8 protein-coding genes are annotated in these 18,109 nt (G+C 42.3%); 7 read left to right on the top strand and 1 reads right to left on the bottom strand.

The window, feature by feature from the left end; genetic code table 11:
• The first annotated feature begins 3 nt into the window (after positions 1–3).
• The 6 genes from BT_RS20785 (at position 4) to BT_RS20810 (ending at position 12,065) form a co-directional block, all read left to right on the top strand.
• Positions 4–816 (top strand): LytTR family DNA-binding domain-containing protein, encoded by an 813-nt coding sequence (locus tag BT_RS20785; RefSeq protein ID WP_011109112.1) that lies wholly within the window; start codon positions 4–6, stop codon positions 814–816.
• 627 nt (positions 817–1,443) lie between these two features.
• Positions 1,444–2,946, top strand: coding sequence for a pectate lyase family protein (locus BT_RS20790; protein WP_224200600.1), 1,503 nt, complete (start codon positions 1,444–1,446; stop codon positions 2,944–2,946).
• Between the two features lie 29 nt (positions 2,947–2,975).
• Positions 2,976–4,643, top strand: coding sequence for a fibronectin type III domain-containing protein (locus BT_RS20795; protein WP_011109114.1), 1,668 nt, complete (start codon positions 2,976–2,978; stop codon positions 4,641–4,643).
• 26 nt (positions 4,644–4,669) lie between these two features.
• Entirely contained in the window at positions 4,670–8,098 is a 3,429-nt protein-coding gene (locus BT_RS20800) for a SusC/RagA family TonB-linked outer membrane protein (protein ID WP_011109115.1), read from the top strand.
• Positions 8,099–8,112: 14 nt separating this feature from the next.
• Complete coding sequence (locus BT_RS20805) at positions 8,113–10,188, top strand: RagB/SusD family nutrient uptake outer membrane protein (RefSeq protein ID WP_008764345.1); 2,076 nt, start codon at positions 8,113–8,115, stop codon at positions 10,186–10,188.
• Between the two features lie 290 nt (positions 10,189–10,478).
• The gene (locus BT_RS20810; RefSeq protein ID WP_011109116.1) at positions 10,479–12,065 is read left to right on the top strand and encodes a glycoside hydrolase family 28 protein; all 1,587 of its coding nucleotides are present in this window, start codon (positions 10,479–10,481) and stop codon (positions 12,063–12,065) included.
• Positions 12,066–12,297: 232 nt separating this feature from the next.
• Here the strand turns inward: BT_RS20810 and BT_RS20815 are convergent, their stop codons facing one another.
• A complete protein-coding gene (locus tag BT_RS20815) occupies positions 12,298–16,650 on the bottom strand; it encodes a hybrid sensor histidine kinase/response regulator transcription factor (RefSeq protein WP_011109117.1) in 4,353 nt (1,450 codons plus the stop codon).
• Positions 16,651–17,094: 444 nt separating this feature from the next.
• Between BT_RS20815 and BT_RS20820 the strand changes: the two genes are divergently transcribed.
• Entirely contained in the window at positions 17,095–18,069 is a 975-nt protein-coding gene (locus BT_RS20820; protein ID WP_008761007.1) for a TIGR01212 family radical SAM protein, read from the top strand.
• Positions 18,070–18,109 lie beyond the last annotated feature (40 nt).

The raw sequence follows: 18,109 nt of genomic DNA on the forward strand, positions 1-18,109 counted from the left end.
CGTATGAAAGCACATCCGATTATAGATTATCCTTATCGCTGGGTGCCGATGCTGGTGGTAGCGCTGGTATTGGTTGTAGCTCAGGTAATGATAATGAGTGTATACACAGGTGCGGACTATGTGCCTGCTGTCATAGACGGAATAGCGACAATCGGTTGGTTGATGGCATTAGGTTATTTGGCCTGGTTTGTTGTCGGAGTAGTCTCTATCTTTCAGACGGAAGTCATTACTCTGGTGGCAGGAATACTGATCTGGATAGCCGGCAGCTTTATGTTTTACGATATTGTAACAAGGATAGCCGGTATGCCCTATATCACTTTTGCATCTACCATCCCTTTTCGTCTGTTGTTTGGCATTCCGACCTGGGTCGCCATTCTTCTTTGGTATCGCTTGATTGTCGCTAAAGAAGATGCACTGAATCAGGAACTGGAGAAAGAATTGATAATGCATCAACCGGTTAGCCTGCCGGAAGAACCGCAGATAGAGCAGATTGACCGTATCACAGTGAAAGACGGTTCGAAAATTCATTTGATTAAAACGGATGAATTAATCTACATACAAGCATGCGGAGACTACGTTATGCTGATTACTCCTTCGGGGGAATATCTGAAGGAACAGACGATGAAGTATTTTGAGACTCATTTGCCTTCCGATACTTTTGTTCGTGTTCATCGCTCAACGATTGTCAATGTCACTCAAATCTCCCGTGTAGAACTGTTTGGGAAGGAAACGTACCAGCTATTATTGAAAAACGGGGTTAAACTTCGGGTAAGCCTTTCGGGTTACAGGTTATTAAAAGAACGTTTAGGACTATAAGAAATAGCTATTTGATCAACGGATGATTCATTTTCGTTCGTTATCAGCTAAATTGAGTGTCCATCAGGCGGCTAGCATTTAGAGTATGATGAATGCTAGCCGCCTGATGGACACTTTTATTCTAATCCAAGCAAATACTGAAAATGACTAGTAGAAATTACTATGTAAAGTAAAATATGGAATTTTTGGTATTTTAATCCCAAAATCTCGTATCTGATATTTTAGTGATAAAATAGTGCACCTAAACGCTCAAAAAGTCCCCTCTCTTTATGTTTTATATAACTTCTTTTGCACATATGAAACAAAAAATAAGAACTATAAATCAGGAATATTAATGAATAAACATGAGATGATTCCTGTTTCAATTTTCCCCATGTTTTCAACGATTGATTTGCATGTAACATAAGTATTGATTAGATAGTAATATGTATTAACTTTAAATTGAAATGAATGAAAAATTGTGTATTTATTAAGAAATGGAAATTCTGGTATCAACGCTTTCCTGTGCTTATTAGAACGACATTTATGGTAACTCCAGTCTTTTTCAGACGTTACCTGGTACAATATCCTTTTTGTGCTTGTCTTTTATTTTTAGGGGCGTGTACCGATGTCAAAGGGTTTACTAATATGGAGTTAGGTCCCTATGCGAAAGGACCAGAGGTATTAAAGGCTTTCCCTACAGCTGAAGGCTTCGGTAAAAATGCTACGGGAGGTCGTGGAGGAAAAGTCGTTATAGTGACCAATACCAACGATGACGGAGAAGGCTCTTTTAGATGGGCATTGCAGCAATGCTCACAAAACGAAGCAACTACTGTTGTTTTTGCAGTTTCGGGCAAAATAGAATTAAAGTCGGAAATCCGTTGCAAAGCTAAGAACTTCACGCTGGCTGGACAAACAGCTCCCGGTGATGGTGTTTGCATCATTAAGAATGAAATAAATTTTGGTGGTTCGGAGAACTTTATTATTCGGCATATGCGTTTTCGTGTCGGTGAAAAAGATGCGAGTGGAAAGGAACATAATGCTGCCTGTCTGCGAGTGGAAAATGCGAATAACTTTATAATTGACCATTGTTCCTTCAGCTGGGCTAGTGAAGAGAATACCGATTTTATTGATACTCATTTTTCTACAGTGCAATGGTGCATTTCCAGCGAGGGGCTTTATTATTCGGTCAATAAAAAAGGTGCACGTGCTTATGGTGGTGCGTGGGGAGGAACTTCATCTACTTATCACCATAATCTGTTTGCTCATTGTAATAGCCGGACGCCATTGATGAATGGCGCACGGGGGAAGGATCCCGGACAGGATATCGTTGTTTATATGGAATATATTAATAATGTGAATTATAATTGGGGCAGTCAAATGGCTACTTATGGAGGTATGGACGAGTCTCAGGATCCGGAACATCATGGATGGTCATGTAATTTTGTGAATAATTATTATAAACCGGGGCCCGCTACGACAGCCCGGGTAAAAGAACTGAAATTCTTCCGGCAATCAAGCGCCCGTGAACCCAATAAGGCACCTTTGCGTGCCGTTTCAAAGTGGTACTTTCATGGTAATGTAATGGAGGGTAATTCTCAACTGACTTCCGACAATTGGGAAGGTGTATATACGGATGGTAATTATCCTTATTCTATCGATGAGATGAAAGCTTCTTCTTTCATTATTCCTTCAGGGAAAGAGAATTATGAACAATATTGGTTCGACTGGGAATCATACACTTTATCTGACCAATATGAATCTGCGGAGAAAGCTTATCAATCTGTGTTGGCTGATAAAAGTGGTGCCGGCGCATTTCCCCGTGATAAAGTAGATGTGCGTATTGTAAAAGAAGTGAAGAGCGGACTTTGTACTTATACAGGAGCCGGAGACGCCAATAGTGGTGCTATCCCGGGCATAATAAATAGCCCGGATGAGGCTGAAGGTCTGGATGGACTGACGTATAAAACCAGCGGAACCATTACGGATACGGATCAGGATGGCATGGATGATGCCTGGGAGAAAAAGGTTGGTTTGGACCCTGCTAATCCGGAAGACCGTAACAGGACAACAGAGGTTGGTTATACAGCTTTGGAAGTATATCTTAATAGTCTGGTAGATGAAAGTATTTCCTACAACTTTAAGAAGTGAAATCAGTGTTAATATTAAAATAGAATGCTATGAATTTATTGAAATTAATGACAGTAGGGTGCCTGTTAAGTTGTTTTTCAGGACTGATGACAAGCTGTTCGGACGATGATGATGCCGGCTCAAAAGTATTGTTACGACCGGTTACTGCTATGGAGATAGTGCAAAACAAGGCATATCTTAGTTGGAAAAGCGTAGAAGGAGCGACCGAATATATCGTCGAGGTGTATAAGGTGGTGGATAAAGGGGAAGAACTTTATAAGACGGAGACCGTGCCGGGTGACCGTTCTTCCTGTGTGATAGATTTAGACTGGGAAGAAAACTACAAGTTTAAGGTGAAATGTGAAGGTAACGGAAGGCTGTCCGGTTATTGGGAAACAGAGGTGACGGGTATTCTTTACCGCCCTTTGTCGATAGAGTTAGGAGAAGCTCGTACTATAGATACACAGGCTCTTATTTCGTGGACGCCTAATGATACTGTTGTGATTACAGCTCTGACTGCTGTTCCGATGGGGCTGGAGACTGTTAATTCTCAAGATATAAAGGTTTATAACGTTTCTTCCGAAGAATATCTGGCCGGCTCCAAAATCATAGATGATTTAACTCCGGAGACTTCTTATCGTGTTAGTTTATATTCGGGTGAGGAACAGAACTCGGATACTTATCAGGCACGCATAGAAGTAAAGACAGCTGTAACCGAAAATCTGGATGAAGATTATGGGACGGCAAACCGGATAGATTTGCGTAACGAAGCATTTGATCCTGATTATTTTAATAAACTTGACTGGAACTCTCTGGCAGAAGGTACAACCTTTGTGCTTCCGGCAGGTAAGACGTACGTGTTGAATAGTGGAGAAACTGTTATTGAGTTTGCACATTCAGTTCATTTTGTTACTCCGCAAACGTTGGAAGATTATCCGACATTTAGTTTTGATAACGCTTTCCGTATAGTAGAAGGCGGAGTTGTAGACAAGGTTACTTTTAAACGCATCAATCTTAGGGCTTCCAAATCATTAAGTGAGGTTGCTGATAACAGTTTGAGTGGTAAACAAGTGATTTGTCCGGAGTCCGATGTTTTTCTGATTAACACGATTGATTTCACTAATTGCTATATTGAGAATTTCCGTTCTATTGTCCGTTCAAAAAAGGCTACAGGAAATGTAGGAGCTATTGCTTTCAAAGAATGTACCATTAACGCAATCGGTAATCAGGGTATAGTTTCGACTGATGGCAAAAATGGAAATTACATCAATGATGTCTCTTTTGATGAGTGTACTATCACTAATATTTGCGGTATTGCAGATTTGCGGAATAGTAGCAGCGGAAAGAGTATTTCGATTACAAACACTACATTCTGTTATGCGCCGATGGAAAACTCCTTCTTATTCCGGGTAGATCCGAGTATTGCTGTCAAGATTGAAAATTGTGTATTTGGCGGTTCCATGAAAATAGATGGAAAACTTCCGAAATTTAATGAACTGGGGTCCGGAGGACAGGATGATTATACCGGCGTATATCCTTTCAGTTCGGTTAATAGTTTTCAGGCTAATGATCGTACCTCAAGCAAAGGAAACCTCGGACTGAGTGATTCTAAAATGTCAACTACCACTCTGTTCACTGCTCCGGGGACTAACAATTTTAAATTGAACGAGTTATTCACAGGTTGTTCCAGCGTAGGTGCTTCAAAATGGAGACGATGAACCGCGCATTAAATAATATATATAATATGAATAAACACATTGTATTGATGAAGTTCAAAAGTTCTTCATTCATTAAAAAGGTAGGAGTGTTATTGTGTTTCGTAGCATTTGCGCTGTCAGCTAACGCACAGACCCGAAAGGTTACAGGACAGATAGTGGACGAAAGTGGTCAGCCGATTATCGGAGCTACTATACGGTTACAGGATGCTACGACAGGTACTATTACTGATATTGACGGTCACTTTTCGCTGAATGTGCCGGATGGAAAAAAGGTGGTAATATCTTATATCGGATATCTGAAACAAGTAATCCTGCCGAAAGGCGATACTTTGAAAGTCATTCTTCAGGAAGATAACCAGAAACTTGATGAAGTAGTCGTAGTAGGTTACGGTAGTATGAAACAGAAAAACATTACCGGTTCCGTATCGACTATTTCTGCTGAAGAACTGGAAGATCTTCCGGTATCCAATCTTTCGGAAGCCTTGCAGGGAATGGTGAATGGCTTGAATGTACAGTTAGGCTCCAGCCGTCCGGGTACGAATGCCAATGAGGTTTATATCCGTCAGAACCGGACTTTCACCGGAATATCCAAGGATGGTGGTAATTCCACCCCTTTGATTATTATTGATGATGTCATTCAGTTAGGAACGAATGGTCAGCCGAGTATGGAGCAGTTTAATATGCTGGACCCTTCGGAAGTAGAAAGTATAACTGTGTTACGTGATGCCAGCGCAGCGATTTACGGTTCTCGTGCTGCCAATGGTGCAATTCTTGTAAAGACCAAAAGAGGGAAAAAAGGAGTACCTGTTATTTCCTATTCAGGTAAATTTGCCGTGAATGATGCCGTTAGTCATTCCAAGGTGCTGAAAGGTTCTGCTTATGGACGTTTCTATAATGCTTTGGCGATAGGTTCCAATAAAGCGAGTGGTTATGATGACCTCGACGTGCTGTATAGTGATATGGAACTGGCTGAGATGGATAACCTGAATTATGATTGGCTGGATAAAGCAGGCTGGAAATCGGCTTTCCAACAGACACATACACTGAATGTTACCGGTGGAAGTGAACGTGCTACATATTATGCCGGAGCTACTTATTTTGACCAGGGAGCAAATTTGGGTGATCAAAGCTATAAGCGTTATACTTACCGTGCCGGTGTTGATGTGCGTTTGACGAATGATATTAAATTATCAGCCACGGTTGCCGGTAATGAGGGTAAATCCGATCAGATCTATACAAAAGGAGCCCGCTTTAAACTGTACGGGATGAGTGGAAGTACGGAAAAATCAGACTATAGTGCTTTGCATCATATGCCCAACCATATGCCTTGGAGTGTGACTTTATCGGATGAGAACGGGCAAGATCAGGAATATTGGCTGGGACCTATCGAGAATACCTATAGTAGTCCGAGCTTTAATAGAGATTATGTTACTTCCTGGAATTATTTTGCGTTGAATAATAGTGGTTCGTTCAGTAAGAACAGAAGCAACAGCTGGAATGCTGATATTTCATTGACCTATGAAGTTCCTTTTGTGAAAGGTTTGTCACTCCGTGCCACTTATTCGTCTTCGCATTCAAGTGAAGCAACCGAGCAGGCTAGTTTCCCTTATGAACTGGCGTATGTAGGCGGCAGAATGCCTGCCGACCAGCATTTGGTTTATACCATCCCGAGCAGTTCCTTTAAAACGGCTATCTTTGATAAGAACAGTACATTATCATTTAAAGATAAACAGGCGGAAAGACGTCAGATGAACTTTTACGTAAACTATGACCGTACGTTTGGCCAACATAGCATTTCGGCTATGGCTTCCATCGAGCGTTATGAATCATTCTATGATTCTCGTGATATTGAATATGCTGATCTGGCTCATGACATTTCTGATACTTATCTGGGAGTCGGCGGTCCCTCCATCGTCGGGCCGGACGGCAAGTCAGCTCTGGCTTCCGACAATACAGTGACGCTTAAAGGTGAATCGGGCTCGCTTTCTTACTTGGGACGTGTGGCATATTCTTATGCTGACCGCTATATGTTGCAGTTTATTTTCCGTTCAGACGCTTCGACTAAGTTTGCTCCGGAGAATTACTGGGGATTCTTTCCCGGTATCTCTGCGGGATGGATCATGTCTGAAGAATCATGGTTCAAACGCTCGCTTCCTTGGTTTGAATTCTTGAAGGTACGTGCATCCTGGGGACGTACGGGACGTGACAATATCAAGATGTGGAAATGGAAAGAACAGTACAAGATGGACTTGAAAGGAATGCAGTTCGGTGCCGAAAGCGGAAAGCCAGGTACCAGTCTGATCCCGCAGTCATCTCCGAACCGTAATGTGAAATGGGATGTTTCCGACAAGTTTAATCTTGGTTTTGATACTCGTTTCTTTGATGGTCGTTTAAGTGCGGTATTCGATTTCTACTATGATATCAATGATAACATCTTGAATCAGTTTATGGCTAGCCAACCGGGAATTCCCGTGTATGCCGGTGGTTCGTATGCTGAAGAAAATTTTGGCCGTGTTGATACATATGGCGGCGAGTTGTCTTTGACATGGCGTGACAAGGTAGGACAGGTGAACTATAATATCGGTATGGATTTCGGTCTGAACGGTAGTAGAGTGAAAGAGTGGGTGCCGGGTTTGCGCTATAACAAATATCCGTCCAGCTCAAGCTGGGAAGAAGGAATGTCTACATATCTGCCGGTATGGGGATTCAAGGTATGGAAAGGAACCTCGAATGGTGACGGAATTTTGCGTACGCAGGATGATATTAACAGATACTGGTCTTATCTGGAATCATATACTCCCGAAGGCGGACAAACTAAATATCTGGATAAGACAAGTAAAGACGATTTGCGTCCGGGTATGCTGGCTTACCAGGATTTAGGGGGCGAAATGGTCAATGGAGTTCAACAAGGTCCCAACGGACAGATTGTATTGGAACAGGATTATGGAAAGTTATGTGAAAAGAATAAGACTTATAATGTCTCGACAAGACTGGGTGCCAGTTGGAAAGGACTTGCTATCAGTGCCAATATCGCTACTTCATGGGGTGGAGTACGCTTTATAGACCGTGCTTCTATGGGTGGTAATAAGAGTACAATGATATGGGCACCGGATTCTTTCTGGGGAGATATGTTTGACGAAATGTACAATCCGAATGGTAAATATCCTAACTTGGGAACAGAATCTCTGATTTCCAGTTCGGCTATCGCCAACTCTGATTTCTGGATGATTAGTACCTTCCGTTGTTACATACGTAATCTGTCTGTCAGCTATACACTTCCTAAAAAGTGGATTGCTCCGTTGAAAATGTCGGCTGTCCGTCTGAATCTGACCGGTAATAATTTGTGGGATTTGTACAATCCATACCCTGACCATTACCGTAATATGTATGATGCTTCTTCTACAGATTATCCTACTTTGAGAACTTGGTCATTAGGTGTTAATGTTACATTTTAATAATTGTGTCAACGATGAAAAAGAAAAACTTTTTATATACAGGAACTTTAGCCCTCGGTATGTTTATGTCCGGTTGCAGTGATTCATTTTTGGATATGAATAATTACGGAGCTTATGATGATTTTAATTCTGAAACGAAAATCACCTGGTATCTGGCCGGATTATACCAGACAAGTTTTGAAAACTATACATCTCCGACGTCTCAGTATTTGGGATTGTATACTTCTTATGCGCAGGATTTTAACGAATTCACGGATGAGATGTGGGGAATCACGTCTACCAGCCGGATTGACCCGAGTACGCAATATTCGACCATTGATGATATAAAAACACAGACAGATGCTTCCAGCGGTAAAAGTTACGACCCGTTGTTTGCCGGTTATTTCGGCAAGGCACTAGGTTCAAGTGTTACGAACAATGCTTATACGCGTATACGTAACTGCAATATCCTGCTTCGTGACATTGATGCTTCCTCGGTTTCGCAGGATACCAAAGATAAGGCAAAAGGGCAAGCCCTCTTTTTACGTGCCATGCAGTTGTTTGATTTGGTTCGTATGTATGGTTGCGTACCTATTGTGACAACAGTGCTGAATGCTGAGGTGACCGATGCCGGACTGCCAAGAGCCTCTGTGACCCAATGTGTGGAACAGATTGTGAAAGACCTGACCGATGCGGCCGCTTTGTTGCCGGATGAATGGGGAACAAACGATTACGGACGTCTCACACGTGGCGGAGCATTGGCATACAAGAGCCGTGTGTTATTATTCTATGCCAGCCCCATCTTTAATAAGAATTGGAATGATCCGGGCAACCTTCGTTGGCAAAAAGCCCTGGAAGCTACTCAGAACGCTATTTCCGGTATTACTGCCAGTGGATTGGACGGTGTGACGGATGCTGCAAGCTGGAGTAAAATATTGGCGGATGACGATAATGAACATTCTAACAGAGAAACATTAGTTGTCCGACTATTGGCTAAGGAAAGCAACTCGTCATTAGGTTACAAGAATAATCGCTGGGAGAAGAATATCCGTTTGAGTTCTCAAGGAGGAAGCGGTGGAAAAGGTGCTCCTATTGAGTTGATCGATGTATTCCCTATGGCTGACGGTACACTTCCTGATGCCGCTCATCAGGTTACCGAAGGTAGTTTGCGCTTTATGGAAAACCGTGATCCGCGTTTCTACCAGACATTTGCCTTTAATGGTTTGAAGTGGGGACATAAAGATGTCACCAATGATACGGTCTGGGCTTATCGTTGGCGAACTTCGGAGTCAACTACCAGCGGCTTTGCCTATAGTGAAGGAGTAAATATAACCAGTCCGGTATTCGTACGTAAGATGAGTGGACTCAATACTGCTTCTGCCAACAACTACGAAGCTTCGGGAGTGCATATCTATGATTTCCGTTATGCGGAATTGCAATTGAATCTTGCCGAGTGTTATGCGGCAACCAATCAGATTGATTTATGTAAACAGGCAATCGGGAAATTGCGTGCGCGGGTTGGGATTCCTTCCACTAATAATTACGGTTTGGATACTTATGTGTTTGACCGGGCATCGGCGTTGGCTGCCTGTTTGCGTGAACGTCAGGTCGAACTGGCATATGAAGGCAAAAGATATTGGGATATTTGGCGTTGGATGCTTTATGATGGAGGACGGGGAGAAGCTATGCAGTTGAGTACCACTAATACCTGTTCATTCCTGGGAGTAACTCCGTTGACCGAAAGATATCGTACAGCTAAATATGTGGATGTAAAAGATGGATATACTCCAGGCAGTAAAGATGTGTTGTCGGAACTGCGTAAGAATATATTTGCAGACCCTGAATCTGCCGATTTCCAGAAGCAACTTAAAGAAGTGGCTGATTTTTGGGAGTCTAATTTCCAGTACGGGGAGCCCAATGTGCAACCTGATAAGAACAACAGCAATGAATGGATTAAGATCGGATGGCGATCTAATTATTATATAATGGGTCTGTCAAAAGATATTTTGGACAATAACTCCTGGCTCGGACAGACCAAAGGCTGGACAGACCAAAATGGTGCTGCCGGAACTATAGATTGGCAAGATGATGAAACTCTGACCATAGATTAAAACTGTTTTCAGGATTAGATTAAGGGCCATAGTAAGGAAGAATTTTATAATACTTTTCTACTATGGCTTTTTTATGAATTATTTTCCGGAGATATACTTTGTTTGAGTACAATTTTAATAGACGAACAGGTAAATGACTATTTTTTACTCCTAATCTGTCAATAATTGAACTTAGGGGGAGTAGACTTCCATTACTTTTGCTTGTGAAATGGGAAAAACATATCAATGAAGATATGGATATTTCTGTAAGTAGTTATCAATAGGAACCCGATAAAATAAATTAAAAAGAGATGAATGGAATTTTGAAAAAGGATTTGAGAGTTGTGCTGACAGGTGTTATGATATTTATATCATATCAGGTTTATTCAAATCCGGAAAGTGGAACAAAAGAACAGGGAGACGTATACAGGAATCTTCCGTTTTCAATGCCTGAAGTGAGCCAACCTTCCTTTCCCGATTATGAGGTTAATATCCGTGATTTCGGCGCACTCAGCGATGGTGTGACCTTGAACACAGAGGCGATAAACAATGCAATCAAGGCGGTAAGTTCCAAAGGAGGGGGGAAAGTTATCATACCCGAAGGATTATGGTTGACGGGGCCCGTCGTACTTTTGAGTAACGTTAATCTATATGCCGAGAAGAATGCTCTCATTGTATTTAGCAGCGATACATCTCTATATCCCATTATCGACACTTCTTTCGAAGGGCTGGACACTAAGCGCTGCCAATCGCCGATTTCGGCAATGAATGCTGAAAATATAGCCATCACCGGCAATGGTGTTTTCGATGGGGCAGGAGATAGATGGCGTCCGGTCAAGAAAGACAAGATGACGGAACGGCAATGGAAAAATCTGGTGAGTTCGGGTGGTAAAGTGGATGAGAACGGAAAAGTATGGTATCCTGATGCGGGTGCTTTGAAAGCCTCTGTACTTATGACCGGACAAAATAACGGGCAGAAAGAAATAACCGATGAAGAGTGGACTTACATGAAAAGCTGGTTGCGCCCTGTCATGCTGAGTATAGTAAAGAGCAAACGGATTCTGCTGGAAGGGGTGACTTTCAAGAACTCACCGGGCTGGTGTATCCATCCTTTGTCTTGCGAATCTTTGACTTTGAACGATGTGAAGGTGTTCAATCCCTGGTATTCGCAAAATGGCGATGCGCTGGATGTGGAGTCGTGTAAAAACGTACTGGTCACTAATTGTTTTTTTGATGCGGGGGATGATGCTATCTGTCTGAAATCGGGTAAAGATGAGGATGGACGCAGGCGGGGAGAACCTTGTGAGAATGTGATTATTAAGAATAATACGGTTTTGCATGGGCATGGCGGATTTGTAATCGGCAGTGAAATGTCCGGTGGTGTCCGGAATGTATACGTATCGGGCTGTTCTTTCGTGGGCACAGATGTCGGTTTGCGGTTTAAGAGTACCCGCGGACGTGGTGGCGTAGTGGAGAACATTTTCATAGATAATATTAACATGATTGATATTTCCAATGATGCTCTGACGATGGATTTGTATTATGCTGTCAATGACTTTCCGGAAACTCCGATACCGGATGTGAATGAGGAAACTCCTGTTTTCAGGAACATTTATATTTCAAATGTTCTTTGCAGAGGTGCGGAACGGGCAGTATATTTCAACGGGCTGCCGGAAATGCCTCTTAAGAATATCTTTATCAAAAACATGACTGTAACTAATGCCAAGAAAGGTATTGTAATCAATCAGGCTTCTCAGGTGAATATGGAGAATATCAAAGTGGAGGATCCTGAGGCTCCGGGCATACAGATAAAAAATGCTACAGGCATTATTATTAACGGGAAAGAATATAAAAAGGATTCCGGAAAAATGCTGCTTTCCGGAAATCAGCGGAATTAACAGATACGGAACTGTTGCTAACTTATTGGAACATAGGGATAAATAAGTATCCTGCTAGCCAAAATCTTTTATGTCTTTAGTCGTTTTTCTTTCGTAGCACCTAGGTGAGACGAATGTATTACCTAGGTGCTTCAGTTATCTGACCTGGGTGCTACAATTGTCTGACCTAGGTGCTACGAAAGAAAATAGCCGGTTATGGTGATTAATGAATGCGTACGGTCGGCTTCTTTTTTTATTTATTCTTCTCTTTATATTCGGAAGGCGTGATACCTACTACCTTCTTGAAGCATTTACTGAAATACTTCGGGTCATTGAAACCGGTCATATAGGCTACCTGTGAGAAATTATATTCCCCGCTGTCTATTAGCTGTGCTGCACGTTTGATGCGTACTTCACGTATGAAGTCTACAGGAGTCAGTCCGATGATGGACTTCAGTTTCCGATAGAAGATGGTGCGGCTGAGCATCAGATGCTCTGCAAATTCGTCGATGGTCAGTTCGGCATTATCCATCTGTTCTTCTATGAACTCCATTACCTTTTGCATGAATTGCTCGTCGTAGGGAGTAATCTGCGGTTGCGATGGGGTAAGAGCTTCTGCGACAGCTATTTCTTTTCCTTCCGTCAGTTTGGCCATATAGATTTCCTGCAAGGATTTGCGTTGGCGGAGCAGTGAAGCGATACGTGTTTTCAGATATGTGGCGCTGAAAGGTTTTGTGATATAGTCATCTATACCTTGCTCCAGTCCGGCAATCCGGTCATCCAAAGAGGCTTTTGCCGATAATACAATAATGGGAATGTGGCAGATGTTATTGTTTTCTTTGATTTGCCGAATCATCTCCAGACCGTCCATAACCGGCATCATTACGTCACTGATGATAAGATCGGGGATATTATCAACTGCGTGTTGCAATCCTTCTTTTCCGTTCGAAGCGGTGATAACAGTATAATTCTCAGATAAGATGTTTTTTAAGAAAGCTTTCAGTTCCTCATTGTCCTCAACCACCAATATAGTAAGCGTATCCGGAGCCGTATTATTCTCCATATCTTCTTTGTCTTCCGCTTCTGCTCTTTTTTCAGTCTGGAGGCTGCTGTCCGGATGAGTAGTCGGACTTTGACTGTCATTCAGAATAAATTCCACCTGACTGTCTTGTTCGAAGACTTCTTTTTGAAGAGGCAGAGTTACTATGAAACGGCTTCCTGCTTCCGGCTCGCTCGTTACTTTGATTGTACCGTGATGCATATCGACCATTTCCTTTACCAATGACAGACCGATGCCGGAAGACGGTTGGAGCATATTCTGCTGTGCCAGCGTTTCGAAGCGCTGGAACAAAGTACGCAGTTTAGTCGGTTCAATTCCGATGCCTTCATCCACCACAGAGATTGTCACTTTATCTGTTTGTTTTGTCACTTCTATTGTAATCGCCTTCTCAGCCGGTGTATATTTGAATGCGTTGGATATCAGATTAAAGAATATCTTTTCAAACTTATCGCGGTCTATCCATGCATATATTGATTTAAGTTCGCTTGCCAACCGGAAATTAATCTTCTTTTCTTCTGCAATCAAGCGGAAGTTGATCATTACTTTTTCAAGAAGTGGAATCAGGTCTGTCTTCTCCACCAGCACTTTCATCTTCTGATTCTGTATCTTACGGAAGTCCAGAATCTGATTCATGAGACGTAGCATACGTTCGGCATTCTTTTGTACCACAGTCAAGTGCTCACGGGCTGTGGCGGATAAGTCTTCATTTTCCAGAACTTCATTGACCGGACTGCTGATCAGAGTCAGCGGTGTCCGGAGTTCATGAGATATGTCAGTAAAGAAACGGAGCTTGATATTGGATAGTTGTTGCTCGATATCCACTTGGTGGCGCAACCGATAAATATAAAAAAGTACATATACGATACTGCCCGTAAAGAGAACGAAGAGAATAACGTAGAGCAGCCATGCCCAGCCCGTCTCCCAGAAAGTGGGCAGTACGTTGATGGATAAAGTGCGGATATTGTCCATCCATACTCCGTCGCTGTTGGTGGATTTGATTTGCAGTTTATATTTGCCATTCGGCAAGTTGATGTAGCTGGCAGAACGGTTCTTGTCCCCGTCGTGCCACTCTTCTTCCAGTCCTTTCAGTCGGTATGCGTAACGGATTTCTTTGGAATCGACATAATCGAGTGCCGCAAACTGGAAAGTAACATTACGCTGAGAGGGGGTGAGGCGTAATTCTTCCAGATCGTCAATGGCGATGACAGAAGATTGTCCCTGCACTTTCAAACCGGTAAAGACAATGGGAGGGACATAGGAACTTTTCTGCATCTCTTTGGAAGAAATCTCAATGAATCCCTTGTCTGTACCGAATACGATTTGATTTCGAGCGTTGATCACCGGTGCCGCTTCTGAGAAGCTAAATTCCTGGTGCAGAGAGTTAAGCCCGTAATTCTCGAAAGTCTTTCTTTGAGCGTCGAATTTAGAAATGGCATTTTCCGAAAGAATCCATAAGTTGCCTTGTTGATCTTCCTGCATGGCTTGTACCAAGTCCGAAGCCAGTCCGTCATCCGTTGTATATGTCTTGAACTCAATCTTGTTGCTGAGCAGGTTCTTGGATACGATTTGGCTGATGCCTCCCGTAAAGCTGGCTATATAGGTTCGTTTTTGCTTGTCGGTGTATGTATGCATCACATCATTTCCGCTCAGGCTGGTACTTATTCCTGACTCGCAACAATTACGATAAAACTTGATTTCTTCCGGTCTCTCAAATTGATTGGAGAAAGTCAGTAATCCGTTGGTGGTTCCTATTAACAGCACACCGCCCGGCGCTTCGGATATGTGGCGGACTTTCGAAGCGTAGCCGGTCGGGTAATTCTTCAACTCATTATCGCTGTGTATAAATTCTGTCTTACCGTCCTTATTGTAGGTTAGCAAATTGATTCCTCCGCCATAGCAGCCTATCCAGATACGTTTATGGCTATCTTGAAAAATGGAATATACACTGTTGCCACTCAAGCTGTATGGCATATTCGGTTGATGAGTGAATTGTTGTACGGAATAGGAATCCGGCGACTTTTTCTTTAACAGATAAATGCCGTTTTCCTTTGTTCCTATCCAGATATTGCCTTCATGGTCTTCAAGAAAGCAATATACGCTTGTAAAACTCTGTTTATCTTTGCTTATTTTTCCTTGTGGCGTCAGATAGCCTTCCAACTGTCCGTCCGGTTGGTACACTCTGATCATCTGTGCCTTCGAAGAAACCCACAGCCTCTTTTCATTGTCGCATAAAAAAGCGCGGGTCTCGAATCCATTGTCAATATGCACCAGATTATAGGTATGTGGAAAGAAGGACAATTTGTAAATGCCACGTGTACTGGTCAGCCAGCAGTTACCCTGATTGTCCAGTGTGTAAAAGCGGACGAGCGGACTGAAAACAGACTTCGGATTGTTGCTGTCCTTCAGCATGGGTTTCAGTTCTTTGTTTTCACGGTCATAATAAGACAGATTCCCTTCCGGGGGGAGAACCCATAACGTGTGTTGCCGGTCTTCAAAGATCACATTCTTATTTTTCCGTTCATATCTGATCACTTCGTCGGCCGGTGTGAACAAATGCTGCATTTCCTTGGTGGATGGATTATAACGGATCACTCCTGTCGTTTGGGGGAATATCCATAGTTCCTTGTAATGGTCTTGATAAACTGACTGTACGACGTTGGAAGGTTGCGTTGATGTGCGTATATCAATCAACTGGAATTCTTTTTCTTTTATCTTATAAATAATCAGTCCGTTATCTGTAGCCAGCAAAAGTGTATTGGAGTCAAACTTCTTGACTTCGTTAATCATCGAAACATGATAAGGAATCTCTATGAATTTGAATTGTCTGGTCTTAAAGTTGTAAGAGGCCAATTTGTCCGATTGGGAAACCAGATAAATAATTCCATCCGCTTCTTTAATATATTGGAACGGGAAATCGCTGTCTACCTGCTTCTTTCCTATGATAGAAATTCCTTTGTTGGTCAGTATCCATTCATCTCCTTCGGAATCTTCGAAAACGGTATATATCTTGTCTCCCTTCAAGTTTTGTTTGAAGGAACTGTACAGAGTGATTCCTTTCCCCTGTTTGCAAAGTTGGTCATCTATGCGGATGGCGGCACATTCGTTTTGAAAGGTGATCCATGAGATTCCTTTGGAAAGGGTATAAATATGGTCGGCATAATTATTCGTTATCATCGTTTCTGCTACTGAACCTAAAATGTCGATGAACTTCTCTGTCTGATTGTCGAACATATACACCCGTCCGTCATAGGCTTGGCACCAGATATCCCCATATTTCGTTTCCGCTATCTGACTGATCCGGTTGGTATTCAGAATATAGCCGTCTTTGTAAGATGTCTTATAGTTTTTGAATGTATATCCGTCGAATTTATTCAGCCCGTTCCATGTGCCGAACCATAGAAATCCTTTTTTGTCTTGTATGATCGTCTGTACTATTCCTTGAGACATTCCGTCATTGACGGAATAATGCTTGATCTGATAGGTAGGCTGGGCCACTAATATGCAATAGTTAAAAAGAGAAATAAGAAGGAGCCGGGCGCGTTTCATAATATCGGTGTTTTTTGTTAGAACAAAAATAAATAAAAGGATGGAAAACAAGAAGCCCGGACGCTACATTGAACGGATAATACGAAAGTTTGCCTATTTTTTCCTCCCTTTCGCTGTCTTGTCTGCCTGCTTATGCTAAAAATCCTCTTTATATTCTGTTTTTAGAACATAAAGAGGATAGTTTATTGACGAGAGTCGCATGGGGTATGGTGAGATGAAATCATAATTGGGGAATAATTGCACAAGACTTTCACAAGTATCCTCCCGTCAATGCTTAAAATCACACAAAACTAACTAAATAGTTTCTGCTTTCGCAATAAATATTAATTTATCTTATGCACTTTATGTTTTTTTTAATATATTGAAGATATTTTGGGGCATCTTTCCGTAACTCGCTGTTTTTTCTTATGTTTGCCACACAAATAACAAATGAATTAAATAGATATGTCTTATCAAATACAATATAATGATTTCCCAACCTTTCTGCGAAAACATTTTCCTTACAAAGTGCAGAAAATATCATTAAATGCCGGTTTTACTTGTCCTAATCGGGATGGGACGAAGGGATGGGGCGGTTGTACGTATTGCAATAACCAGACTTTCAACCCGGACTATTGCCGGACGGAAAAGTCGATTGCTACCCAACTGGAGGAGGGGAAATGTTTCTTTGCCCATAAATATCCGGAGATGAAATATCTGGCGTATTTCCAGGCATATACCAATACTTATGCAGAACTGGAAGGACTGAAACGTAAATATGAAGAGGCGTTGCAGGTAGACGGGGTAGTAGGATTGGTGATCGGTACGCGTCCGGATTGTATGCCGGAAGAACTGCTTCAGTATCTGGAAGAACTGAACCGCCATACATTCCTGATGGTGGAATATGGCATTGAGAGTGCCAGTGATGAGACATTGCGGCGTATCAATCGCGGACATACGTATGCGGATACGGTAGAGGCTGTTCAGCGTACCGCCGCCTGTGGCATACTGACGGGCGGGCACGTCATCCTCGGTCTTCCGGGAGAGACACATGATACAATGGTAGAGCAGGCAGGAATCCTTTCCGCGCTTCCTTTGTCCACACTCAAAATTCATCAGTTACAGTTGATTCGTGGTACTCGCATGGCGCATGAATACGAAGAGAATCCGGAAGGTTTTCATCTGTTTACGGAAGTGGACGAATATATTGACCTGGTGATTGACTATGTAGAGCATCTCCGCCCGGATCTGGTATTGGAACGTTTTGTTTCGCAGTCTCCCAAAGAATTGCTGATTGCTCCGGACTGGGGACTGAAGAATTATGAATTTGTAACTCGTTTGCAAAAAAGAATGAAAGAAAGGGGAGCTTATCAAGGTAAGAAGTACAGGGATTCAGAAAAAAGAGTTATTTTTGCGGAAGATAACTTCACCACAGAATAAATCTCTGTCCTCAGAGGATCATAGCTGGTGAGCAGAAATT

The organism is Bacteroides thetaiotaomicron VPI-5482 (assembly GCF_000011065.1).
In the GTDB taxonomy this organism is placed as follows: Bacteria; Bacteroidota; Bacteroidia; order Bacteroidales; family Bacteroidaceae; genus Bacteroides; species Bacteroides thetaiotaomicron.

Coding starts and splice junctions, on each gene's coding strand:
- BT_RS20795 (WP_011109114.1), top strand. CDS start 2,976: ATGAATTTATTGAAATTAATGACAGTAGGGTGCCTGTTAAGTTGTTTT.
- BT_RS20810 (WP_011109116.1), top strand. CDS start 10,479: ATGAATGGAATTTTGAAAAAGGATTTGAGAGTTGTGCTGACAGGTGTT.
- BT_RS20815 (WP_011109117.1), bottom strand. CDS start 16,650: ATGAAACGCGCCCGGCTCCTTCTTATTTCTCTTTTTAACTATTGCATA.
- BT_RS20790 (WP_224200600.1), top strand. CDS start 1,444: ATGGAGTTAGGTCCCTATGCGAAAGGACCAGAGGTATTAAAGGCTTTC.
- BT_RS20800 (WP_011109115.1), top strand. CDS start 4,670: ATGAATAAACACATTGTATTGATGAAGTTCAAAAGTTCTTCATTCATT.
- BT_RS20805 (WP_008764345.1), top strand. CDS start 8,113: ATGAAAAAGAAAAACTTTTTATATACAGGAACTTTAGCCCTCGGTATG.
- BT_RS20785 (WP_011109112.1), top strand. CDS start 4: ATGAAAGCACATCCGATTATAGATTATCCTTATCGCTGGGTGCCGATG.
- BT_RS20820 (WP_008761007.1), top strand. CDS start 17,095: ATGTCTTATCAAATACAATATAATGATTTCCCAACCTTTCTGCGAAAA.